The organism is Paludibacterium flexuosum (assembly GCF_037076605.1).
In the GTDB taxonomy this organism is placed as follows: domain Bacteria; phylum Pseudomonadota; class Gammaproteobacteria; order Burkholderiales; family Chromobacteriaceae; genus Paludibacterium.
On record NZ_AP029060.1, the window covers coordinates 921,648 to 947,190 of the forward strand.

The following is a 25,543-nucleotide window of genomic DNA, read 5'->3' on the forward strand; positions in this document are numbered from 1 at the left end:
GCCACGCCGCCACTGGCTGGCGTGACCGTCACGGGATTGCTCTGATCCTGATGAGGACGTTGCTGCCTTATTGCACCGGGCAGCTGTTGTTGGTGCGGTAGTCGGCGACCTTGATCTTGCCGGCGATGATGGCAGAGCGTGCGGTGTTGATGCGCTTTTCCATATCCGGGGTGATCAGGCTGCGGTTGTTGCTGTCCAGCGCCCAGTCAATACCGTTTTCCTTCAGGCCCAGGATCTTGACGCCCGGCTTCCAGGTGCCCTTCTGAGCTTCCTTGAAGGTGTTGTACACGGCGATGTCAACGCGCTTGACCATGGAGGTCAGCACGGAACCCGGGTGCAGGTAGTTCTGGTTGCTGTCTACGCCGATGGAGTACTTGCCGGCCGACTTGGCCGATTGCAGTACGCCCAGGCCGGTACCGCCGGCAGCGGCGAAGACGACGTCAACGCCACGGTCAAACTGGCTCTTGGCCAGCTCGGTACCACGAGCCGGGTCATTGAAGGCGGCCGGGGTGGTGCCGGTCATGTTCTGGATAACCTTGCCGCTCTTGTCAACGTACTTGACGCCCTGAACGTAACCGCAGGCAAAGGCGCGGATCAGCGGAACGTCCATGCCGCCGATGAAGCCGACGGTGTGGGTCTTGGACTTCATGGCAGCAGCCATGCCGACCAGGAAGGAGCCTTCCTGTTCCTTGAACAGGATGCTTTCAATGTTCGGGCCCTTGGCGACGGAGTCGATGATGACGAAACGGGTCTTCGGGAATTCCTTGGCCACGGATTCGATCGCCTGGGTGTAGGAGAAACCTACGGCGATGATCGGATCCATGTTCTTGCGCGCCATATCGCGCAGAACCTGCTCTTTTTGTGCGTCGGAAGAAATCTGTGCATCGCGGTAGGCGACACCGGTTTCCTTCTTGAAGCTCTCGGCGCCCTTGTAAGCGGCCTCGTTGAAGCTCTTGTCGAATTTACCGGCCTGGTCGTACACCACGGCGGGAGCAAAGGTTGCAGCGAAGGCGGAGGTAGCCATCATGGCAGCCGCAACAGCAAGGCTCACACGTTTCAGTTCGATCTTCATCTTTATCAACTCGCATCGTTGGTGATAGGAAATGTGCTCCCGACCGCCAGCCGGCCTGGATGACACACTCTCAAAAGAGCAAGCCCGAAGCAGCGTTGCGCCTCGAGCCAGGGTCTTGTGTTTCAGGTTGCCCTTGCTGGCAACATGGCGCCACATCGACCCCAGACAACGCCGCATTTGTGCGGAATCCGGGACGAATTGGCCGAAACATCAGCACATTCTGAGGGCGCAGATTGTAGATTCACCATGCAAACCTGTAAACACCGAGTAGCTTATCAGTAAATACTGTCACACGGTTCTTTCATCTGTCCTGAGAACGGCTGGCCAACGCTTACCGTTGCAATATTCTCTTCCGATGAAGATATCTATGCAACATGATTGACATGTTTTGACTAGGCTAAGAGGGATTTATTTGACGCGGATCAGCCAATCCATGACATGCGAATGACACATTTCACTTTTAATGAAGATATTTTGACTGGCAATCGGAATTTGACGGCATTTCCGCTACAATTACCCCCTCCAGATTGAAGAAAAACCCTCATGTTGAGCTATCGCCACGCCTTTCATGCCGGAAATCACGCCGATGTCCTGAAACACCTGATTCAAGTGCTGCTTTTGCAACACCTTGGGCAAAAGGACAAGCCGTTCTGGTATGTCGATACGCATGCCGGTGCAGGCCTGTATGCGCTGGAGGAAGGTTTTGCCGCCAAGAATGCCGAGTATGAAAGCGGCATTGCGCGACTGTGGCAACGCCAGGATCTGCCCCCGGCGGTGCAGGATTATGTGGCCCTGATCCGCGGCTGCAATCCCGATGGCAAGCTGGCGTTTTACCCGGGCTCACCGCTGGTGGCAGATCGGGTCATGGCCGCCGAGGGCAAGCTGCGTCTGTTCGAGCTGCACCCGAGCGACCACCGCATCCTGCAGGAGAATTTCGCCGGTCGCCACCGCCGCTGCCAGATTCAGTGCGCCGATGGTTTCGAAGGCATCAAGGCGATTCTGCCGCCGCCGCCCAGACGGGCGCTGGTACTGATTGACCCGCCGTACGAGGACAAGAAGGATTATCAGCGCGTGCCTCAGGCGCTGCGCGAGGGGTTGAAGCGCTTTGCCACCGGTGTCTATGCCGTGTGGTATCCCCTGCTGCAGCGGGCCGAGATGCGTGAATTGCCGGACGCGCTGAAAAAGCTGCCGGTCCAGAGCTGGCTGAATGTCACCCTGACGGTACAAACGCCTTCTGCCGATGGGTTCGGCATGCATGGCAGCGGGATGTTCATTCTCAATCCGCCCTGGACGCTGGCCTCGACGCTACAGGAGATCATGCCCTGGCTGTGCAGCACCCTGGCTCAAGACCAGGGCGCCTGCTTCTCGCTACAACATCAGTCGTCCTGACCGATCCCAAGACGTGACAGCAGCTGCGGCAGATCTGCCAGTCGATGTTGCGGATAGTATTTGTGCAGCAAGGCCTCCAGCTCGGCTTTGAAGGCCGTCTGTTGCGCCGTGGCATCCAGCACCACCCCCGCCGATTCGACCGCTTGCTGGATCATGCCGCCGGCGGCGGTGGCATGGTTGAAACGATCGATGACGATGAAATTGCCGGTGTGGCGGCATTGGCGGTAGGGGTCAAAGATGACCGGTGCATCGAGTTGTACCCGGCACAGGCCAATCTCGTTCAGCGCCAGCTGCTCGGCCTGCTCCGCCGCATGGGTATTGACGTCGATGCGCTGCAGAATGCGCACCACCCGTCCCGGCACCTGGCGCCCCGCCAGCTTGAACAGATACTCGCGCCCAGGCTGCAGCGGTGCTTCAGCCATCCAGACGATATGTGCCTCAAAGGCCGCGGACACGGCAGGCGCAGCCTCGCCGGCCCGTACCAGCATGTCGCCGCGCGAGATATCGATTTCATCCTCCAGGGTCAGGGTGATGGCCTGACCGGCGCCGGCACGGGCCAGATCACCATCTGCCGTGACGATGGCCCTGACGCGGCTTTCCCGCCCGGATGGCAAGGCCACGATGCGATCTCCCGGATGGATCTCTCCGGCGGCGATCGTGCCACTGAAACCGCGAAAATCAGCATGCGGCCGGTTGACCCACTGCACTGGCAGCCGGAAGGCGCCCAGGCCCTGCGCCGCCGTCAGCTCTACCGACTCCAGCAACTGCATCAGGGTCTGACCGTGATACCAGGGCATATGGGCACTGGCCTCGACCACATTGTCGCCACGCAGGGCAGAGATCGGCACGAAGTGCAGTGATTCGAAGCCCATGCCGACGGCCAGGCTGAGGTACTGGTCACGGATGGCATCGAACGCCGCCTGATCGTAGTCACGCAGGTCCATCTTGTTGATGGCGACGATCACGTGACGAATGCCGAGCAGGCTGACGATATAGCTATGGCGCCGTGTCTGCGTCTGGATACCGTGACGGGCGTCCACCAGAATCACCGCCAGATCACAGGTTGACGCGCCGGTGGCCATATTGCGGGTGTACTGCTCGTGCCCCGGGCAATCGGCAATGATGAATTTGCGCTTGTCGGTGGAGAAGTAGCGGTAGGCCACGTCAATGGTGATGCCCTGCTCGCGCTCGGCCTGCAGTCCGTCCACCAGCAGCGCCAGATCGATATCGTCATCGGTGGTGTTGTAGCGCTGTGAATCGCGCTGGATGGCGGCCAGCTGGTCCTCGAAAATCAGCTTTGAGTCGTGCAGCAGGCGGCCGATCAGCGTGGATTTGCCGTCATCAACGTTGCCACAGGTGATGAAACGCAGCAGGTCCTTCTGTTCATGCTGTTTCAGGTATTCGTGAATGTTGTCGGCAATCAGCCCGGATTGGTGTGACATGGGTTACTCGCTTCTGTCGCAGACAGGCTAGAAATAGCCGGCTATTTTTTTCTTTTCCATCGAGCCGGACTGATCGTGGTCGATGAGGCGTCCCTGGCGCTCGGAGGTCTTGGTCAACAGCATCTCCTGGATGATCTCCGGCAGGGTGGTGGCGTCGGATTCGACGGCGCCGGTCAGCGGATAACAGCCGAGCGTACGGAAGCGCACCTTGCGCATTTGCGGCACCTCGCCCGGTCTCAGCGGCATACGCTCGTCGTCCACCATCAACAGCATGCCGTCACGCTCGACAACAGGACGCTCGGCGGCAAAGTACAGCGGCACGATGTCGATGTTTTCCAGATAGATGTATTGCCAGATATCCAGTTCGGTCCAGTTGGACAGTGGGAAGACGCGGATGCTCTCCCCTTTGTTGATGCGGGCGTTATACAGATTCCACAGCTCGGGACGCTGGTTCTTCGGATCCCAGCGGTGCTGGCGATCACGGAAGGAGTACACGCGCTCCTTGGCGCGCGATTTTTCTTCGTCACGCCGGGCGCCGCCAAAGGCGGCATCGAAGCCGTATTTGTCCAGGGCCTGTTTCAGGGCCTGGGTCTTCATCACATCGGTATGCAGGGCACTGCCATGGAGGAAGGGATTGATCCCGGCCGCCAGGCCTTCCGGATTGGTATGCACCAGCAGTTTCAGGCCAAGCCGCGCCGCCAGCTGATCTCGAAACGTGATCATCTCGCGGAATTTCCAGGTGGTATCCACGTGCAGCAGGGGGAAAGGCAGCTTGCCAGGGTAGAAGGCCTTGAGTGCCAGATGCAACATGACCGCCGAGTCTTTGCCGATCGAATACAACATGACCGGATTGTCGAATTCGGCAGCCACTTCGCGAATGATATGAATCGATTCGGCTTCCAGCTGCTTGAGATGTGTCTGTCGATGTGCGTCTAGCATGCGTAACCTGTCTGTGATTCCCGGCCTTCTGTCAGAGGCGCTTCATGCAAGGAATCTAAAGCAGACAGGAGATCAACGCAAAACCGTTTTGCTATATGAATATGAAGAGCGGTTGTGCCAAACCTTATCGCGGGTTCGTGGTCTCGTGGCGGTTGCCGACACTCCCGGGCGGAAAGCCAAAGAAGCGCTTGAAGGCAACAATGAAGGCCGAAGCGGAGGTATAACCAACTTCTGCCGCCACGCGGGATACCGCAGCGCCTTCCCCCAGCCTGAGCATGGCACGCTGCAGACGCAGGCGCTGGCGCCAGGCACGAAACCCCATCCCGGTCTCGGACTCGAACAGACGGCTCAGGGTACGACTGGAGGCGGCGGCCTGGCCGGCCCAGTCCTCCAGACTGTGATCGCACGCCGGTTGGGCGATCAGCTGGCGACAAATCGACTGGAGCCGCCCATCGCGCGGGAATGGCAAGAGCACATCGCGCAGGCTCAGCCGGGACAGCTGGTCGATCAGCACGGCAATCAGCCTGCCCTGCTCTCCCTGCTCGTCATACTCGACCGGATAGGTACCCGCTTCGTGAATCAGCTCCCTGACCAGCGCGTTCATGTGAACGACGCCTCCCTGACCAGCCAGACGTGCGCCGAGTTCCCCATCCAGGTACAAGCTCTCTTGCTCAATGGCCTGAACCATTTCGACCGAGTGTTCGATATTCGGGGGGATCCACAGCCCCATGTCCGGTGTCATGACATAGCTGCCGATTTCGGTGGTCACCGACATCACGCCACTGCTGCAGTACATGAACTGGGCCCAGGGGTGTCGATGGGGGCGGACATAGGAGTGGCCTGGTCGATGCTCAATGCGCATCAGCACCGGGCGGGGCAAGGTCACCAAAGCGGGCAGACTGAGTTCGATCAGGTCGTTTTGATTCATGAGGCATCGATGTCAAAAGGTAAATGATCGTAGCACCATCACCAATATAATACACCTGTCCATTATTACGTCAGCATTTACCTACCCAAACGCAATTACCTTTTCATTTTAAATCAATGAGCTAGGCAAGTAGCCATGGCTCCATAGCGGTAAAACAGAAATCCTTCGTTGTCTTGTCTCAATCAGCCTGTAAGCCATCGATATTCAACACCTGGCCTGCACTTCTCCAGCACCTATCGCAACCATTTCGGCATCACGCCGCGTGAAGAGCGCGCCCAGCGCACTCAGCCGCAAGCCCAGTCCTGACGCCGCGGCGGGAAGCGACACACCACAAAGCCCGGATCATCGATCCGGGCTTTTGCTCATCGCGCCTCCTGCGGCACCACAAAGCAAAAAGCCCAGACCTGAGGTCTGGGCTTTGCATGGGGAGTCTGGCAGTGTCCTACTTTCACACGGCGAATGCCGCACTATCATCGGCGCTAAGGCGTTTCACGGTCCTGTTCGGGATGGGAAGGCGTGGGACCACCTCGCTATGGCCGCCAGACATAAACTGTCTACAAACTGCAGAAGCCGTTTGGTTTGAATTCGTATGTATCGGGCACAAAGCCCATCAAATGATAGGATCAAGCCTCACGAGCCATTAGTATCGGTTAGCTTCACGCCTCACAGCGCTTCCACACCCGACCTATCAACGTCCTGGTCTCGAACGACTCTTCAGGAGGGTCTAGCCCTCAGGGAAGTCTCATCTTCAGGCGAGTTTCCCGCTTAGATGCTTTCAGCGGTTATCTCTTCCGAACTTAGCTACCCGGCGATGCCACTGGCGTGACAACCGGTACACCAGAGGTTCGTCCACTCCGGTCCTCTCGTACTAGGAGCAGCCCCCGTCAAACTTCCAACGCCCACTGCAGATAGGGACCAAACTGTCTCACGACGTTTTGAACCCAGCTCGCGTACCACTTTAAATGGCGAACAGCCATACCCTTGGGACCGGCTACAGCCCCAGGATGTGATGAGCCGACATCGAGGTGCCAAACTCCGCCGTCGATGTGAACTCTTGGGCGGAATCAGCCTGTTATCCCCGGAGTACCTTTTATCCGTTGAGCGATGGCCCTTCCATTCAGAACCACCGGATCACTATGTCCTGCTTTCGCACCTGCTCGACTTGTCGGTCTCGCAGTTAAGCCACCTTTTGCCATTGCACTATCAGCACGATTTCCGACCGTACCTAGGTGACCTTCGAACTCCTCCGTTACACTTTGGGAGGAGACCGCCCCAGTCAAACTGCCTACCATGCACTGTCCCCGATCCGGATCACGGACCTAGGTTAGAACCTCAAACACACCAGGGTGGTATTTCAAGGACGGCTCCACGCAAACTAGCGTTCACGCTTCATAGCCTCCCACCTATCCTACACAAGTCTGTTCAAAGTCCCATGCAAAGCTACAGTAAAGGTTCACGGGGTCTTTCCGTCTAGCAGCGGGTAGATTGCATCTTCACAAACATTTCAACTTCGCTGAGTCTCAGGAGGAGACAGTGTGGCCATCGTTACGCCATTCGTGCGGGTCGGAACTTACCCGACAAGGAATTTCGCTACCTTAGGACCGTTATAGTTACGGCCGCCGTTTACCGGGGCTTCGATCAAGAGCTTGCACCCCATCACTTAACCTTCCGGCACCGGGCAGGCGTCACACCGTATACGTCCACTTTCGTGTTGGCACAGTGCTGTGTTTTTGATAAACAGTCGCAGCCACCGATTCTCTGCGACCTCTCAAAGCTTCGGACGCGAAGTCCTACACCCTAAGAGGCATACCTTCTCCCGAAGTTACGGTATCAATTTGCCGAGTTCCTTCTCCTGAGTTCTCTCAAGCACCTTAGAATTTTCTTCCTGCCCACCTGTGTCGGTTTGCGGTACGGTTCTCATACAGCTGAAGCTTAGAGGCTTTTCCTGGAAGCAGGGTATCAGTCACTTCAGGTCCGTAGACCCTCGTTATCACTTCTCGGCGTTAACGAACACGTGGATTTGCCTGCGTGTCCCGCCTACCAGCTTGAACCAACTATTCCAACAGTTGGCTGACCTAACCTTCTCCGTCCCCCCATCGCACTGTATGAAAGTACTGGAATGTTAACCAGTTTCCCATCGACTACGCATTTCTGCCTCGCCTTAGGGGCCGACTCACCCTACGCCGATGAACGTTGCGTAGGAAACCTTGGGCTTTCGGTGAGCGGGCTTTTCACCCGCTTTATCGCTACTCATGTCAGCATTCGCACTTCTGATATCTCCAGCATGCCTTTCGACACACCTTCACAGACCTACAGAACGCTCCCCTACCACTTGCACTCGCGTGCAAATCCGCAGCTTCGGTTATCAGTTTGAGCCCCGTTACATCTTCCGCGCAGGACGACTCGACCAGTGAGCTATTACGCTTTCTTTAAATGATGGCTGCTTCTAAGCCAACATCCTGGCTGTCTGGGCCTTCCCACTTCGTTTACCACTTAACTGATCATTTGGGACCTTAGCTGGCGGTCTGGGTTGTTTCCCTCTTGACGATGGACGTTAGCACCCACCGTCTGTCTCCCATGCTCGCACTTTCCGGTATTCAGAGTTTGCCATGGGTTGGTAAGTCGCAATGACCCCCTAGCCATAACAGTGCTTTACCCCCGGAAGTGATACATGAGGCACTACCTAAATAGTTTTCGGGGAGAACCAGCTATCTCCGAGTTTGTTTAGCCTTTCACCCCTATCCACAGCTCATCCCCTAATTTTGCAACATTAGTGGGTTCGGACCTCCAGTGCGTGTTACCGCACCTTCATCCTGGCCATGGATAGATCACTCGGTTTCGGGTCTACGCCCAGCAACTGAAGCGCCCTATTCGGACTCGCTTTCGCTACGCCTCCCCTATTCGGTTAAGCTCGCTACTGAACGTAAGTCGCTGACCCATTATACAAAAGGTACGCAGTCACCCCTTGCGAGGCTCCCACTGTTTGTATGCATCCGGTTTCAGGTTCTATTTCACTCCCCTCCCGGGGTTCTTTTCGCCTTTCCCTCACGGTACTGGTTCACTATCGGTCGATCATGAGTATTTAGCCTTGGAGGATGGTCCCCCCATCTTCAGACAGGATTTCTCGTGTCCCGCCCTACTTGTCGTACGCTCAGTGCCACCATTCAGTTTTCGTGTACGGGGCTATCACCCACTACGGCGAGCCTTTCCAGACTCTTCCACTAACTCAACGGCTAAAACGTACAGGCTCTTCCATTTTCGCTCACCACTACTCACGGAATCTCGGTTGATTTCTTTTCCTGCGGGTACTTAGATGTTTCAGTTCTCCGCGTTCGCTCTACCCACCCTATGTGTTCAGGTGGGAGTGACCCCTAAGGGCCGGGTTTCCCCATTCGGACATCGCGGGATCAAAGCTCTATTGCCAGCTCCCCCGCGCTTTTCGCAGGCTTACACGTCCTTCATCGCCTATGATCGCCAAGGCATCCACCAGATGCACTTACTCGCTTGACCCTATCATTTCAAGGGCCTTGCGCACTCGCCTTGCCGGTACCTCTACCGGCAAAACGTCGATACATACAATTACCCAAAGTTGAATCCAAACGAGGATGAAACCATCCTGGCTCAGAATCAATTTTGTATTCGGCTTCTTCAGTTTGTTAAAGATCAATGCGTTTGAAACGCTAATCACAAGACCCCTCAGGCCCTCTGATTACCATTCCACTCGCTGAACAACCGATAGGCTGTGAGTACCAGGATCGACTTTCTCTAGAAAGGAGGTGATCCAGCCGCAGGTTCCCCTACGGCTACCTTGTTACGACTTCACCCCAGTCATGAAGCATACCGTGGTAAGCGGCCTCCTTGCGGTTAGCCTACCCACTTCTGGTATCCCCCACTCCCATGGTGTGACGGGCGGTGTGTACAAGACCCGGGAACGTATTCACCGCAGCATGCTGATCTGCGATTACTAGCGATTCCGACTTCACGCACTCGAGTTGCAGAGTGCGATCCGGACTACGATCGGTTTTTTGAGATTGGCTCCACCTCGCGGCTTCGCGACCCTCTGTACCGACCATTGTATGACGTGTGAAGCCCTGCTCATAAGGGCCATGAGGACTTGACGTCATCCCCACCTTCCTCCGGTTTGTCACCGGCAGTCTCATTAGAGTGCCCAACTTAATGATGGCAACTAATGACAAGGGTTGCGCTCGTTGCGGGACTTAACCCAACATCTCACGACACGAGCTGACGACAGCCATGCAGCACCTGTGTTACCGCTCCCTTTCGGGCACACCCAAATCTCTTCGGGCTTCGGTACATGTCAAGAGCAGGTAAGGTTTTTCGCGTTGCATCGAATTAATCCACATCATCCACCGCTTGTGCGGGTCCCCGTCAATTCCTTTGAGTTTTAACCTTGCGGCCGTACTCCCCAGGCGGTCAACTTCTCGCGTTAGCTACGCTACCAAGGATTCAAACCCCCAACAGCTAGTTGACATCGTTTAGGGCGTGGACTACCAGGGTATCTAATCCTGTTTGCTCCCCACGCTTTCGTGCATGAGCGTCAGTGTCATCCCAGGGGGCTGCCTTCGCCATCGGTATTCCTCCACATCTCTACGCATTTCACTGCTACACGTGGAATTCTACCCCCCTCTGACGCACTCTAGCCTTGCAGTCTCCAATGCCGTTCCCAGGTTGAGCCCGGGGCTTTCACATCAGACTTGCAAAACCGCCTGCGCACGCTTTACGCCCAGTAATTCCGATTAACGCTTGCACCCTACGTATTACCGCGGCTGCTGGCACGTAGTTAGCCGGTGCTTATTCTTCAGGTACTCTCATCCCCGCTCATTATTCACAAGCAGGATTTGCTCCCTGACAAAAGTCCTTTACAACCCGAAGGCCTTCTTCAGACACGCGGCATGGCTGGATCAGGGTTGCCCCCATTGTCCAAAATTCCCCACTGCTGCCTCCCGTAGGAGTCTGGGCCGTGTCTCAGTCCCAGTGTGGCGGATCATCCTCTCAGACCCGCTACTGATCGTCGCCTTGGTGGGCCTTTACCCCACCAACTAGCTAATCAGACGTCGGCCGCTCGAATAACGCGAGGCCCAAAGGTCCCCCGCTTTCCTCCTCAGAGCGTATGCGGTATTAGCACAACTTTCGCTGCGTTATCCCCCATTACTCGGCACGTTCCGACGCATTACTCACCCGTTCGCCACTCGCCACCAGGAGCAAGCTCCCGTGCTGCCGTTCGACTTGCATGTGTAAAGCATGCCGCCAGCGTTCAATCTGAGCCAGGATCAAACTCTTCAGTTCAATCTCTATGCTTTTCGTACTATCTGGCACGCAAGGACTTCAAAAGAACCCCGTAAGGTTTTTTTCTGTCTCTTGCAGTGCAAGTGTCGGTCTCTCCCGGCACTCACACCTATCGGTTGTTCGTTTTGTTAAAGAGCAGTGCTGCGTTGTTGCTGCAGCGAAGAAGCCGAACTATACGCCCCGCCCTGCCACCCGTCAACCCCTCCCGCAACAATCATTTCAAAGACAGGCGACGCACACGCCTCTCCTCGCCCGGCAACAGACAAGCCACCCCCAATCGCCGCGCTGAATCTGGTAGTCTAAATCTTTTCGACATACTCTGATGTCATCGCTCTGATAAGCGGAACGGACATCCAATGACCATGCTCAAGTACGATATTCTGATTATTGGCAGCGGGCTGGCCGGCATGACGCTGGCCCTGCATCTGGCCGAAACCCGCAAGGTGGCACTGGTCACCAAGAAAGACCTGCTGGAGGGCAGCTCCAGTTACGCACAAGGCGGCATTGCTGCCGTTCTGGATACCGAAGACTCGGTCGAAGAGCACATCCGTGACACGCTGATTGCCGGTGCGGGCCTGTGCAACGCCGATGCCACGCGTTTTATTGTCGAGCATTCCGAAGAGGCCATCCGCTGGCTGATCTCGCTGGGCGTGCCCTTCACCAAGGATGAAACCCATCGCACGGGATACCACCTGACACGCGAAGGCGGCCACAGTCACCGCCGCATCATCCATGCCGCCGATGCCACCGGTGCTGCCGTCACCAGCACGCTGGGGCAGAAAATCAAGGCTCACCCGAACATCACGCTGCTGGAAGAGCACATTGCCATCGATCTGATCACATCGGCCAAGCTCGGCCTGGAGGGGCATCGCTGCTACGGCGCCTATGTGCTGGACAAGAAGGGCGACGAGGTCAAGACCATCGCCGCCAAGCACACCATCCTGGCCTGCGGCGGCGCCGGCAAGGTCTACCTGTACAGCACCAACCCCTATACCGCCACGGGCGATGGGATTGCCATGGGCTGGCGGGCAGGCTGCCGGGTTGGCAACATGGAGTTCATCCAGTTTCACCCGACCTGCCTCTATCATTCGCACAGCGAATCTTTCCTGATCTCCGAGGCGGTTCGTGGTGAGGGCGGCATCTTGCGACTGCCTGACGGCACACGCTTCATGCCGGATCACGATCCGCGCGCCGAACTGGCGCCGCGCGACATCGTCGCACGCGCCATCGACTTCGAGATGAAGCGGCACGGTCTGGATTGCGTTTACCTGGATATTTCCTATAAACCGGCGGAATTTGTCCGCGAGCATTTTCCCAACATTTACAACCACTGCCTGGAATTGGGCATTGACATTACCAAGGAGCCGATTCCGGTGGTGCCGGCAGCTCACTACACCTGCGGCGGCCTGCTGACCGATCTGCGCGGGCGCACGGATGTCGACGGACTGTATGCCGTCGGCGAGTCCGCCTGCACCGGCCTGCACGGCGCAAACCGTCTGGCCAGCAATTCGCTGCTCGAGTGTCTGGTCATTGGCAAGGCAGCCGCCGAAGACATCCTGTCGCAGGGCAAGCTCGCCCTGCCCGCCATCCCGGACTGGGATGACAGCCGTGTCACGGATGCCGATGAATCGGTCGTCATCTCGCATAACTGGGACGAGCTGCGCCGGGCCATGTGGGACTATGTCGGCATCGTGCGCACCAGCAAGCGCCTGGAGCGGGCACTGAACCGGGTCAGACTGCTAGAAGGCGAAATCGACGAGTACTACAGCCACTTCCATGTCAGCAATGACCTGATCGAACTGCGCAACCTGGTGCAGACAGCGGAGTTGATCATCCGCTCGGCACTGGCACGCAAGGAAAGCCGAGGGCTGCACTTCAGCCGCGACTACCCGGAGATGCTGACCGAGCCTTGCGACACGATTCTGCAGCCCGACCATATCCGGCGTACGACGCCAGAGAAGCAACCCTGACATGACACCATTCGCCGCACGGCTCGCAGTCGGCCATATGGCTCGAATGCGGCCGTGCTGCCTATAATGACCCACCAAAATAATTAAAGACGTCCTCACCTACAGGAGCGCACAGAGAAATGGATGAGCAACTGCGCCAAAGCGCACTCGAGTATCACCAATACCCCAACCCGGGCAAGATTCAGGTGGCGCCGACCAAGCCGCTGGCCACTCAGCGCGATCTGGCCCTGGCCTACTCGCCCGGGGTGGCCGCGGCCTGCGACGCCATCGTCGAAGACCCGCTGAACGCCTACAAATACACTGCCCGCGGCAACCTGGTGGCGGTCATCTCCAACGGCACGGCTGTGCTCGGCCTGGGCAATATCGGGGCACTGGCCGGCAAGCCGGTGATGGAAGGCAAGGGCGTACTGTTCAAGAAGTTTGCCGGCATTGACGTCTTCGACATCGAGGTGGACGAGAACGACCCGGACAAGCTGGTCGACATCATTGCCGCCCTCGAGCCGACTTTCGGCGGCATCAATCTGGAAGACATCAAGGCGCCCGAGTGCTTCTATATCGAAAAGAAGCTGCGCGAGAAGATGAAGATTCCGGTCTTCCACGACGACCAGCACGGCACCGCCATCATCACCGCTGCCGCCGTCCTCAACGGCCTGCGCGTGGTCGGCAAGCAGATGGCCGACGTGCGCCTGGTCACTTCCGGAGCCGGTGCGGCGGCCATTGCCTGCCTGGACCTGCTGGTGGCCCTGGGCATCCAGCAGAAAAACGTGGTGGTGTGCGACTCCAAGGGCGTGATCTACCACGGCCGTGACGAGAAGATGGACGAGTCGAAGAAGCGCTACGCCATCGACGACAAGGGCCTGCGCACCCTGAAGGACGCCATCGTCGGCGCCGACATCTTCCTCGGGCTGTCCGGCCCGAACCTGGTCAGCCAGGACATGGTGCGCTCGATGGCAGCCCATCCGCTGATCCTGGCGCTGGCCAACCCCGAGCCGGAAATCCTGCCGCCGCTGGCCAAGGAGGCTCGCCCGGATGCGATCATCTGTACCGGCCGCTCCGACTTCCCCAACCAGGTCAACAACGTCCTGTGCTTCCCGTTCATCTTCCGCGGGGCGCTGGACGTGGGCGCCACCACCATCAACGAACCGATGAAACTGGCCTGCGTGCGCGCCATTGCCGATCTGGCGATGGCCGAGCAGTCCGATGTCGTGGCATCGGCCTATGTCGACCAGGAGCTGACCTTCGGCCCGGAATACCTGATTCCCAAGCCCTTCGACCCGCGCCTGATCGTCAAGATCGCGCCGGCGGTGGCGCGTGCCGCCATGGAGTCCGGTGTGGCCACCCGGCCGATCGCCGACATGGAAGCCTACATCGACAAGCTGGCACAGTTCGTCTACAAGACCAACCTGTTCATGAAGCCGGTATTCACCCAGGCGCGCAAAGACCAGAAACGCGTGGTGCTGGCCGAGGGGGAGGACGAGCGGGTGCTGCATGCCACGCAGGAGATCGTCGCCCAGGGTCTGGCCAAGCCAATCCTGATCGGCCGCCGCAACGTAGTGGAAAAGCGCATCGAGAAGCTGGGGCTGAAGCTGGAGATCGACAAAGACTTCCAGCTGGTGGACAACGCCTCCGACCCGCGCTTCAACGACTACTGGAAAGAGTACTACCAGCTGATGCAGCGCCGCGGCATCTCGCAGGAGCAGGCTCGTCGCCGCATGATCGGCCAGACCACGCTGATCGGCGCCATGATGGTCAGACGCGGTGATGCCGACGCCCTGATCTGCGGCACCTTCGGCGCCTACCGTCACCACTTCGAGATCATCCAGGACGTGCTGGGCTACAACAACCCGCAAAAACTGGCCTGCGCCATGAACGCGCTGATGCTGCCCAACGGCAACATCTTCGTCACCGACACCTATGTCAATCCGGCGCCGGATGCCGAGCAACTGGCCGGCATTACCGAGATGGCGTCCAAGTCGATGAAGCGCTTCGGTATCGTGCCCAAGGTCGCCTTGCTGTCCAACTCCAGCTTTGGCTCGGTCAACTGCCCGTCGGCGCAGAAAATGCGCGATGCACTGGCTCTGATCCAGAGCAATCAGCCGACGCTGGAAGTCGACGGGGAAATGCAGGGCGATGCCGCCCTGGTGGAAAGCATCCGTCAGCAAGCCATGCCGGACAGCACCCTCAAGGGCTCGGCCAATCTGCTGGTCATGCCGAACATCGAAGCGGCCAACATCACCTACAACCTGCTGCGCGTCTCGGCCTCCGACGGCGTGACCATCGGTCCGATCCTGATGGGCATTGCCAAGCCGGCACACATCCTGACGCCGATCTCCTCGGCACGCCGCATCATCAACATGGTGGCGCTGGCGTGCGTGGACGCACAAACCGCCGGTTAACCCGACGCCCGGCACAAGCAAAAGGCCACCGTCATGGTGGCCTTTTGCTTTCCTGACAGACTGCGTTATCGCGGGCGCCCCTGCGCCCCCTGGCGGAAGGCCTCCAGCGCCGCCGGGAAACACTGCAAAGTGCGCTCCAGCACCCCCTGCACCTGCGAGATCGCCATGCCGTAATTGGTCATCGGCACCTGCTGACGCTCAGCCAGATACTGCCGGTGCAGAATCATCTTGCGCGTCACCATGCAGCCACCACACTGCACCACCAGCGAATACGGAGACAGATCACTCGGAAAGTCCTTGCCGGCCACCACATCGGTCTGCAAGTCGCCACCGGCAAACTGCCGCAACCAGCGCGGAATCTTCACCCGACCGATATCATCCGCCAGCGAATGATGCGAGCAGGATTCGGTAATCAATACCCGATCCCCCGGCTTGAGCGCATTGATGGCGCCGGCGCCATGCGCCAGACGGATCATGTCGCCCTTGAAACGGGACATCAGAATCGAGAACGTGGTCAGGGGAATCTCGTTCGGGGTATCGGCCGAGGCCTTGAGCACCACCTGAGAGTCACACACCACGATGCGTGGCGGCACGGTCAGCTTGGCCAGGGTATCCGCCAGTTCGCGCTCCTTGACCACCACACAGCTGGCATCACTGTCCAGCACATCGCGGATCGTCTGCACCTGCGGCAGAATCAGGCGCCCCTTGGGCGCGCCCAGATCAATCGGCACCACCAGCAACACCAGGTCGCCCGGCGACAGCAAGTCTCCGATCAGCCTTGGCTCGTCCAGCGGATTTTCCGGCGCCAGATGGAACAAGGCCTCCTTGACCTGATCCATCGACTGCGCAGCCGTGGCGCTGGCCAGCACATACATGATCCTGTCCTGATCCAGCCGCGCCAGATCACCGGCCGGCGGCTGTCCCAGATCGCACTTGTTGAACACCACCACAAACGGCGTCTTGCGCTCGCGCAACAGCGACATGACCTCCTGATCGAAGTCAGTCAGTCCCTCCGGCGTCGCCACCACAATAGCCAGATCGACCCGATCCAGCACCTGCAGCGACTTCTGCTTGCGCATCTCGCCCACCGCGCCGACATCGTCCAGACCGGCGGTATCGACAAACACGATCGGCCCCAGCGGCGCCATTTCCAGCGTCTTCTCCACCGGGTCGGTGGTCGTCCCGGCCAGATCAGACACAATCGACACCGACTGACCAACCAGCGCATTCATCAGGGAGGACTTGCCGACATTGCGCCGGCCAAACAGGCCGATATGCAGCCGCAATCCCTTCGGGGTATCCATCATGTCAATTTCCTCCATTCGGCTGACGCGGACCACCACGGAAACCCAGCGCCGTCATCGCCGCCGGCGACAGGGCCTCGGCCAGTGCCGCCTCGCTCAACCGTCCCTCGGCGCGCACCAGCTCGGCAATGGTACAACCCTGTGCCAGCGCCTGCTTGGCCAGTCCGGCCGCCGCCTCATAACCGATCAGCGGCACCAGCGCCGTCACCGTCGACAGCGACTGCGCGACATGCTCGCGGCAGGCCGCCTCATTCACCTCAATCCCCTCGACGCAGCGCAGACGGAACATGCGGTTGGCGCGACACAACAAGGTCAGCGACCCAAGCAGCGCATGCGCCACCAGCGGCAGGAAGGCATTCAGCTCCAGCTGGCCGGACTGCGCCGCCATCGTGATGGCGGCATCATTGGCAATCACCTGCATCGCCGCCTGAGCCACTGCCTCGCAGATCACCGGATTCACCTTGCCGGGCATGATACTCGAGCCAACCTGCATCGGCGGCAGACGCAGCTCACCCAGACCGGCACGCGGCCCCGAAGCCAGCAGACGCAGATCCGACGAACACTTCAGCAGATTGACCGCATGCGCCTTGAGAATGCCGGACACTTCGACAAACACATCCGCATTCTGCGTGGCATCGACCAGATTCTCTGCCCGCGCCAGCCCAAAGCCGGTTTCTTCGCGCAGGCGCTCGGTCACGGCAAAGATATACTCGCGCGGCGCCGTGATGCCGGTGCCGATCGCCGTGCCGCCAAGATTGACCACCCGCAACCGCTCCTCGCACTTGGACACCCGCCAGCGGTCACGCGACAGCCCCTCGGCCCAGGCCGAAAAACTCGCCGCCATGCTCATCGGACAGGCATCCTGCAGCTGCGTGCGGCCGATCTTCACCACATGGGCAAACTCACCTTCCTTGCGCTGGAAGGCCATCTGCAGTTCCGAGATATCGATATGCAACTGCCGCAGCAGGCCGATGGCCGCCACCTTCAACGCCGTCGGATAAGTATCGTTGGTCGACTGATGCAGATTGACATGATCAATCGGATGCACCAGCCGGTACTGGCCGCGCTGGCCGCCGAGCAGCTCCTCGGCCCGGTTGGCCAGCACCTCATTGACATTCATATTGAGCGAGGTCCCTGCCCCGCCCTGCAGCGCGTCCACCACCATCGAGCTGGCAAACTCGCCGGCCGCCATCTCGCGCGCGGCGCACACAATGGCCTCCGCCAGCTCGGCCGGCAGATAACCCAACGCCGCATTGGTGCGTGCGCAGGCAATCTTGACCCGGGCAAAGGCCGACACCAGCTCGGGCGCCACCCCCTGCCCGCTGAGCAGGAAGTTGTCGCGCGCCCGGGCGGTGTGCGCGCCGTACCAGGCATCCTGCGGCAGCTCGACCTGACCGAGCGAATCGCTTTCCAGACGCAAGGCCATGATCGCCTCAGCAGTAAATGTCGCGGCGACCCGAGCGGATCATGTTCAACATCTTCTCGGCGTTGCGACGGGTCTTGGCATCCATCTTGTCCAGCGACTGCATGATGGCGGTCTCGCCGGCAGCCTGCGTTTCCGGCTCGGCATAATCACACAAGTACTCCTGCAGCGTGGTCACCGCATTCGGATCGCACTTGCGCTTGATCAGACCCGGCTTGGCCAGATCCATGAAATCCTTGCCGGTACGCCCCATGCGGTAGCAGGCCGTGCAGAACGACGGCACGAAGCCGGCCTGCGACAACTCGCGCACCACCTCTTCCAGCGAGCGGTGATCACCCAGCTGGAACTGCTCGGTCGAGCCTTCGTCGGCGCCATAGCCACCCGGATTGGTCCGGCTGCCGGCGGAAATCTGCGAAATCCCCAGCGCAATCGCCTCACGGCGCATCTCGGCCGATTCGCGCGTCGACAGAATCAGACCGGTATACGGCACCGCCAGACGCAAAATGGCGATCAGCTTCTTGAAATCGTCGTCATTGACGGCATAAGGCGGGGCGCTGGCGTAATCGGAACCTTCGGCCGGTTCGATACGCGGCACGCTGATGGTGTGGGCGCCTACCCCGAAACGCGCCTCCAGATGGGCGATATGCTGCATCACGCTCATCAGCTCGAAACGCCAGTCATACAAACCGAACAGCGCGCCCAGACCAACATCGTCGATGCCCGCCTGCATGGCCCGGTCCATCGCACTGGCACGCCAGTCGAAATCCGCCTTCTTGCCGCGCACATGCACCTCGGCATAAGTCGGACGATGATACGTTTCCTGGAACAGCTGATAAGTGCCGATTTCACGGGCCTTCAGGGCCTGGAACTCTTCAATGCTCAGCGGCGCCACATTGACATTCAGGCGGCGGATATTGCCGTTCTTGTGCTCGACCGAGTACACCGCATCGATCGCGTCCAGCACATAGTTGAATCCGCCATTGGCCGCCGAGTAGCCCTCACCGGCCACCAGCAGTACACGCTTCTGCCCCTGATCGATCAGGCACAGCGCTTCCTGCTTGATATCGTCCATATTCAGCGCATGACGCTGAATCTCCTTGTTCGAGGCACGGAATGCGCAATAAGTACACTCATTGCCGCACACATTCGAAATGTACAGCGGTGCAAACAGCACCATGCGCTTGCCGTAGATTTCTTCCTTGACGTAGCGCGCCGTGGCAAACAGCTCGTCACGCAGCGCGTCGTTGTCGATGCTGGCCAGGGCGGCCACATCGTCAAAATCCAGCCCCTTCAGTTCGCGCGCCTTCGCCAGCACGGTGCGGATATGTGCCGGATCCTTGTTGGCATTGGCCAGCGCGGTTTCGACAACTTCCGGGTTCAGCCAGGTGGCCTGGGTATCGTGAATGTGACTCATGCTTTTCTCCAATGTAAAAATCCGTTCATCCCTATCCTGCCGAGCCCTTCGGCACCGCCGCCGGGAAGACGGCGGTGCAGGCTTCTTGCATCAGGGCGCCGCGGGCGGCACCCCTCGCGCTCAGACTTCTTCCTGGCGCGGCTTGGCGTGGTAATGCGTATGCAGCAGCTCGTGCGACACATGCGATAACGGTTCGCCGAGGAAATCCTGATACAGCTTCTGTACCTGCTGGTTACGGTGCGACTGGCGCGCACCGGTCTTGCGGTCAATGGCATACAGCCCCTTGCGCCGCGCCTCGGCATGCTTGAGATAGCCCTTCTTGCTGCGCAGATGACCGCCGCCATCGATACAGCCCCCCGGGCAGGCCATCACCTCGATGAAGTCATACTTCACCGCACCGTCCAGCACCGCCTGGGCCATCTGGGCCGCCCCCTTGAGACCATGCACCATGGCCACATTCAGCGTACCGACCTGACCACCCACTTCGATGCTGGCCTCGCGCACATGATCGAAACCGCGCACCTCATGCACCTCAATGCCCTCCAGCTCCTTGCCGTTGGCCACGAAATACAGCGTACGGATCGCCGCTTCCATCACCCCGCCGGTGGTACCGAAGATCACCCCGGCACCGGTGTACTCACTCATCAGCGGGTTATCGAAAGCCGACGGTTCCAGCGCCGCCAGATCGACCCCTTCGCGCCGCAGCAGTCGGGCAAACTCGCGGATGGTCAGCACCACATCCACATCCGGAATGCCGTCCTTGGCCAGCTCAGGCCGCGCCGCTTCCTGCTTCTTGGCAGTACACGGCATGATCGATACCACGCGGATATGCGCGGCCTCGATGTCCATCTTTTTGGCCAGATAGGTCTTGGCCAGCGAACCCAGACATTGCTGCGGCGAACGCGTCGACGACACCATGGGCAGGATGTCCGGGAAATGCTTCTCGGCAAAATCCACCCAGCCCGGGCAACAGGAGGTAAAGGTCGTGCCGCGGCCCTCCAGGACACGGCCCAGCACCTCGTTCCCTTCCTCCATGATCACCAGGTCGGCGGCAAAATTGGTATCCAGAATCACGTCGGCACCGATCTGGCGCAGCGCCGCCACCACCTGACCCTCGACATTGGTCCCGGCCGGCAGACCGAACTCCTGACCGAAGCCGACGCGGATTGCCGGGGCGATCTGGAACACCGTGACAATCTCCGGATCCACCAGATAATTCATCACCGTCTGCGTCTGATCGTTCTCCGACAGCGCACCGGTCGGGCACACCATCACACACTGACCACAGGACACACAGTCAGACTGACGGCGCTCATCCCCCCCATTGAGCTCGATGGCCGACTCGGCACCACGCCCCACCAGACTCAGGGCATCCACCCCCTGAATGTCGCGGCACATCGCCACGCAGCGCATGCAGCGGATACAACGGCTGGGATCAAAACGAATGGCATTGTCCGTGCCTTCGCACACCTTGCTCACGCCCGGACGGGCGATACTGCAGGACGACTGACGCACACCGACCGCTTCGGCCACGTCCAGCAGTTCGCAATCGCCATGACGCGAACAGGCGGCACAATCCTGATTGTGCTCGGCCATGATCAGCTCGACCTGCACCCGACGCAGATCCTGCACCGCCTGGGTACGGGTCATGACCTGCAACCCTTCCTGCATCGGCGTATCACAGGCCGTGACAAACTCGGAACTGGCCGCGCCCTCGCGCTTCACTTCCACCAGGCAGACCCGGCAAGTTCCCGGGGCATGCCCCTGATCGTGCAACTCGCACAAGGTCGGGATGAACACGCCATGACGACGCGCCACTTGCAGAATCGACTCCTGCGCCTCGAACGAACATTCCTTGTTATTGATCTGTGCTTTCATTTTCCAACCCAATCATGCGAATTCAGCGGCGCGGGCAGTGTGCGCCAGCGGGTTTTCGGTCACCACCAGATAATGGCGGTAGCAACGCAGGCAACGTTCCGACTCCAGGTAGGCATCACGCTGCGTCAGCGCCAGCTCGACCTCGGTAAAGTTACCCACCCGGTCTTCGACCGGCTGTTCCGGGACAGCCTGGCGCGGCTTCGGCATCGGCTCGCGCTGCAGGCAATCGCCCTTGAGCAGCTTGTTGGCGGCAATCAGCGCCTGCATGCGCTGTTCCGGCAACACGCTCGGCTGCTGCCCCTGCAGATACTGCACGATGCTCAGTGCGGCACGCTCGCCGTGCGCCATGGCCTGAATCAGCGTCTGCGGCCCCAGCACACAGTCACCGCCGGCAAACACCCCCTCGCGCGAGGTGGTCATGGTGTCCTTGTCGGCCACCACGCAGCCCCAGCGATCGGTCTCGATGCCGTCAGCCTCGCCCAGCGTGGCACGATCCACCTGCTGACCGATGGCGGCAATCACCACATCGCACTTGAGCACATGCTCGGAACCTTCCACCGCCTCGACATTGCGGCGACCGCGGGCATCGACCTCGGTCTGGCGCATGTCGACCACTTCCACCCCGACCACCCGGCCGTTATCGGCAATCAGCCGCGACGGATTGGTCAGGCAATGGAACACGATGCCCTCCTTCTCGGAAGCCTCGATCTCCTCGTGATCTGCCGGCATGTCGGCCACAGTACGGCGATACACCAGATGCACCTTGCGCGCCCCCAGGCGCAGCGCCGAACGCACGCAGTCCATGGCCACGTTGCCGCCGCCGACCACGATGACCTCGCCATTCACCTCGAACGGCACACCGTCTTCTACCCGGTCATGCACCGCCTTGAGAAAGTCGATACCCGAGAAATAGCCCTTGAGCGACGGGTCCTCATCCTTGACCCCGAGCAGGGTGCCACGGCTGGCGCCATAACCGAGGAACACGCTGTCATAGCCCTCGGCGAACAGATCATTGACGGAAAAGTCCTCGCCCAGCTTGCGGCCGTACACCATCTTGCCGCCCAGACTGACAATCGCGTCTTCGGTCTCGGCCTTGAGTACGTCCTTGGGCAGGCGATAACTGGGAATCCCCACCGACGCCATGCCCCCCGCCTTGTGCTGCATGTCGATCACATCGACATCAATGCCCTGCTTGAGCAACTGATAAGCACAGGTCACACCGGCCGGACCGGCCCCCACCACCGCCACCTTCTTCCGGGCAGGCAGTACCGGGCGCACCCGTTCCTTGTTGAAGAACGACTTGCTGCTGGCGTAGGCCTTGTCGGAAGCAAAACGCTTGAGCATCTTGATCGCCAGCGCCCCTTCGGCCTTGGTACGACGACAGGCCGACTCGCAGAAACGCACACAGACCCGGCCACAGGAGGCCGCCATCGGGTACTTGTCGAGGATGACTTCCATCGCCTGGGTATTACGCCCCTCGCGGATCGAATCGATATAGCGCGGCACATCCAGACGCGACGGGCAAGCCTCGATACACGGGGCCGTGGTGTAGATCACGCCATTTTGCTCGGCCACCGGCGCCTTGCCGCTGAACTCGCTGGGGAAGTGCGTCAGCGCATCCATCAGCGCCTTGCCCGAAGACTGCCCCAGGCCGCACAGCGAGGTCGTCGCCAGCAAATGCGCCAACATGCGCAGGTTGTGCAGACCACCGGCCGGCTCGTCACCGCGACGCAGCAGATCCAGCTGATCACGCAATTCCACCGTGCCGACACGACAGGGCGTGCACTTGCCACAGGACTCGTCCGCCGCGCGGGCCAGGTATTGCCAGAAGGCACCGGCCAGATTGGCCGAGGCATCGAACACCATGAAACCGCGATCGGCGACAAACACCTTGACCGGATTCTCCGGCGCAAAGACTTCCAGACCACTCAGCCCCGGAATGACGGCCTCGTCCGACGCCGCCTGCTTGCGGAAGTCGTATACCTTGCCATCCCATACCCCATACAGCATTGTCTTCAATTTTTCCTCCAACCCGGAATTGCTTTGCCCGTCAGCGGGCGATTCTCAATGACCAAAATCTGTACTGGCTGCATCAATCCTGTTGCAGATGCAGCTTGATAATCTTGTCGGCGCGCAGCGCCAGATGACGCAGGCCGGACGGCGGCTCGGCCGGCTCGACGGCCAGACCGTTGCGCTGGGCAAAGTGCACCGAGTCGCCCCAGCTGTGGTAGCGGATAAAACGATTGACCGAGGCAATGCGGCCTTCCAGACAGGTGGCACACTGGCCGGCACTGTCTTCCAGGCATGGCTTGCCGTCATAAAGGGTGTATTGCTTGCGTACCGAGAGCGGCGTGACCTGCGGCATGATCACATTGGCGCCAAAGCGCAGGCCACGCTCGCGCCCGACCGGATCCAGCGCCTGCAGCGCCGTGGTCGCGGCGATATTCACATCGCCCAGCATCAGTCGCGCCAGACCGATCATCTTGAAGGCCAGATCCAGCCGCGCCTCGACCGGCGCCACCGGCCACTCGGCCGGCATGGCCGCCTGGGCATGCGGGATGTAAGGCCCCATGCCGATCATGTCGATATCCAGCGTCCGGAAAGCCAGCAGATCATCGGCCAGGTCTTCCAGCGTCTGCCCGGGAATGCCGATCATGACCCCGGTGCCGACCTGAAAGCCGACCTCGCGCAGCGTCTTCAGACAGGCACGCCGCGTTTCATAATGTTGGTGAGCCGGATGGATCCGCGCGAACAGCGCGGGCGAGAAGGTTTCCATACGCAGCAGATAACGGTGCGCACCGGCTTCGAACAGGCGCTGATAGTCTTCACGCGACTGTTCGCCGACACACAGGGTAATGCCCACGCCCTCCGGCTGGCGTTCGGAACGCGTGGCCTGCTTGATGGCGCGCACATTGGCCACCAGGCGGTCCACAAAGCGCGCATCGCGCCGCTCACCGGACTGCAGCACCACCGAGCCATAGCCCTTCTCGGCACACCAGCGCGCCGACTCGACAATCTCGTCGTCACTCAGCGTATAGCGATCGACCTGGCGGTTATGCATGCGGATACCGCAGTACAGGCAATCGGAAATGCAGACATTGGAAAACTCGATCAGGCCGCGCAGGCTGACACCGGCCCCCACCTTGTCCAGCAGCATCGCCTCGGCGGCAGCACGCAAGACCTCCAGCGCAGCGTCGTCCTGCATGCCGAGCACCCGGACCAGATTGTCCCGGGTCCAGTCGCCGTGCTCGATGATGCGCGTGATGTCATCCTTCATTGCTGCCACCCTGACCGCCCTTCCCTGTCTGAAAATTGGAAATGCCCGCACAACAAGCGCGACATGTTCGTTTTCGCACACCAATGATCAGATGCAGCCCGATGCGGCCAACACCGCAGGCAACACGGCGCCAGACCGCCAAAAACCAACCCTGACGTGACACCCGCAGAAACCGACAGAGCGCCCGAAGCAGGCGATGACAGGAAGGACGAGACACGCAAGACTGCCGCTGACCCTCACCGGAAGTTCACAAACGAACATTGACGAACAATCCGGCTTGTTGGACTTCATTATCGAACAGCACTTATGGCAACTCTTTGATCCTCGTCATCCCTTGTATGGCAATTCATGACATTTGATGCCGAAATGGAATGGCCCAATACCTGATGGCAGCGTATTCGAACCGCCCTCCAGGCCATATTGCCATTGGAATATAACCACCGGCTAAAACATGAATCCATGCATACAAAGCATCAGCTCAGCAATTGAATTGGGGTAGCCTACTGCCATCGAAAACACGTCATGGTTTGGTGCCTTGCCCTGGGCAAGTCAACCGAACGACCCATCATGATCCAGACCGACAAGCAGACCGCCCGGACCCCTCGTCCGGCACGGCAATACCAGCCGGCGATCCGGCCAGAACAACAACCGCTTTGGCACACCGCCAGCCTGCTGGACAGCGACACCCCGCCGGTGCTGCTGTTCGCCGCACCGGCCATCCGCAAAAGCGAACCCCGCCAGGCCGGACCGCTGCCTGACGTGGCCAACCTCTACAAGCATTCACACATCAATTAACCGGAGATT

14 protein-coding genes and 3 rRNA genes are annotated in these 25,543 nt (G+C 59.6%); 4 read left to right on the forward strand and 13 right to left on the reverse strand.

The window, feature by feature from the left end; genetic code table 11:
- Positions 1 to 67 precede the first annotated feature (67 nt).
- The gene (locus tag AACH39_RS04500; RefSeq protein ID WP_338621001.1) at positions 68 to 1,027 is read right to left on the reverse strand and encodes a BMP family ABC transporter substrate-binding protein; all 960 of its coding nucleotides are present in this window, start codon (positions 1,025 to 1,027) and stop codon (positions 68 to 70) included.
- A 588-nt stretch (positions 1,028 to 1,615) separates the two neighbouring features.
- Here AACH39_RS04500 and rlmJ point away from each other — a divergent pair.
- Complete coding sequence (gene rlmJ, locus AACH39_RS04505) at positions 1,616 to 2,461, forward strand: 23S rRNA (adenine(2030)-N(6))-methyltransferase RlmJ (protein ID WP_215782232.1); 846 nt, start codon at positions 1,616 to 1,618, stop codon at positions 2,459 to 2,461.
- On the opposite strand, the gene cysN is transcribed toward rlmJ, so the two are convergent.
- From cysN to AACH39_RS04535, 6 genes are all read right to left on the reverse strand, one after another.
- Positions 2,449 to 3,903, reverse strand: a complete 1,455-nt coding sequence (cysN, locus tag AACH39_RS04510) for a sulfate adenylyltransferase subunit CysN (RefSeq protein ID WP_338621002.1) — start codon at positions 3,901 to 3,903, stop codon at positions 2,449 to 2,451. The two genes, rlmJ and cysN, sit on opposite strands and share 13 nt — an antisense overlap.
- A gap of 27 nt (positions 3,904 to 3,930) precedes the next feature.
- Positions 3,931 to 4,842, reverse strand: a complete 912-nt coding sequence (cysD, locus tag AACH39_RS04515; RefSeq protein WP_215782230.1) for a sulfate adenylyltransferase subunit CysD — start codon at positions 4,840 to 4,842, stop codon at positions 3,931 to 3,933.
- 124 nt (positions 4,843 to 4,966) lie between these two features.
- Complete coding sequence (locus tag AACH39_RS04520) at positions 4,967 to 5,770, reverse strand: helix-turn-helix transcriptional regulator (RefSeq protein ID WP_215782229.1); 804 nt, start codon at positions 5,768 to 5,770, stop codon at positions 4,967 to 4,969.
- A gap of 429 nt (positions 5,771 to 6,199) precedes the next feature.
- A 5S ribosomal RNA gene (gene rrf, locus AACH39_RS04525) occupies positions 6,200 to 6,314 on the reverse strand.
- 75 nt (positions 6,315 to 6,389) lie between these two features.
- Positions 6,390 to 9,280 (reverse strand): 23S ribosomal RNA (locus AACH39_RS04530).
- A 259-nt stretch (positions 9,281 to 9,539) separates the two neighbouring features.
- A 16S ribosomal RNA gene (locus AACH39_RS04535) occupies positions 9,540 to 11,077 on the reverse strand.
- Together the 16S, 23S and 5S rRNA genes form the textbook arrangement of a ribosomal RNA operon.
- Positions 11,078 to 11,433: 356 nt before the next feature.
- On the opposite strand from AACH39_RS04535, the gene nadB reads away from it, so the two are divergent.
- Both nadB and AACH39_RS04545 read left to right on the forward strand, forming a co-directional pair.
- On the forward strand, positions 11,434 to 13,047 hold the full coding sequence (nadB, locus tag AACH39_RS04540; protein WP_338621003.1) for an L-aspartate oxidase: 1,614 nt from the start codon (positions 11,434 to 11,436) through the stop codon (positions 13,045 to 13,047).
- A gap of 119 nt (positions 13,048 to 13,166) precedes the next feature.
- Positions 13,167 to 15,443, forward strand: coding sequence for an NADP-dependent malic enzyme (locus AACH39_RS04545; protein WP_215782228.1), 2,277 nt, complete (start codon positions 13,167 to 13,169; stop codon positions 15,441 to 15,443).
- A 65-nt stretch (positions 15,444 to 15,508) separates the two neighbouring features.
- Here AACH39_RS04545 and hydF read toward each other — a convergent pair whose 3' ends face one another.
- The 6 genes from hydF to hydE form a co-directional block, all read right to left on the reverse strand.
- Positions 15,509 to 16,750, reverse strand: a complete 1,242-nt coding sequence (gene hydF / locus AACH39_RS04550; protein WP_338621004.1) for a [FeFe] hydrogenase H-cluster maturation GTPase HydF — start codon at positions 16,748 to 16,750, stop codon at positions 15,509 to 15,511.
- A 1-nt stretch (position 16,751) separates the two neighbouring features.
- Positions 16,752 to 18,173, reverse strand: a complete 1,422-nt coding sequence (locus tag AACH39_RS04555) for an aspartate ammonia-lyase (protein WP_338621005.1) — start codon at positions 18,171 to 18,173, stop codon at positions 16,752 to 16,754.
- A 7-nt stretch (positions 18,174 to 18,180) separates the two neighbouring features.
- On the reverse strand, positions 18,181 to 19,584 hold the full coding sequence (hydG, locus tag AACH39_RS04560; RefSeq protein ID WP_338621006.1) for a [FeFe] hydrogenase H-cluster radical SAM maturase HydG: 1,404 nt from the start codon (positions 19,582 to 19,584) through the stop codon (positions 18,181 to 18,183).
- Positions 19,585 to 19,704: 120 nt separating this feature from the next.
- Positions 19,705 to 21,462, reverse strand: coding sequence for a 2Fe-2S iron-sulfur cluster binding domain-containing protein (locus AACH39_RS04565; protein WP_215782224.1), 1,758 nt, complete (start codon positions 21,460 to 21,462; stop codon positions 19,705 to 19,707).
- A gap of 12 nt (positions 21,463 to 21,474) precedes the next feature.
- A complete protein-coding gene (locus AACH39_RS04570) occupies positions 21,475 to 23,472 on the reverse strand; it encodes an FAD-dependent oxidoreductase (RefSeq protein ID WP_338621270.1) in 1,998 nt (665 codons plus the stop codon).
- Positions 23,473 to 23,554: 82 nt separating this feature from the next.
- The gene (hydE, locus tag AACH39_RS04575) at positions 23,555 to 24,739 is read right to left on the reverse strand and encodes a [FeFe] hydrogenase H-cluster radical SAM maturase HydE (RefSeq protein ID WP_338621007.1); all 1,185 of its coding nucleotides are present in this window, start codon (positions 24,737 to 24,739) and stop codon (positions 23,555 to 23,557) included.
- Positions 24,740 to 25,306: 567 nt separating this feature from the next.
- Between hydE and AACH39_RS04580 the strand changes: the two genes are divergently transcribed.
- Positions 25,307 to 25,534 carry a hypothetical protein gene (locus tag AACH39_RS04580; RefSeq protein ID WP_338621008.1) on the forward strand — a complete coding sequence of 76 codons (228 nt, stop codon included), beginning with the start codon at positions 25,307 to 25,309 and terminating at the stop codon, positions 25,532 to 25,534.
- Positions 25,535 to 25,543 lie beyond the last annotated feature (9 nt).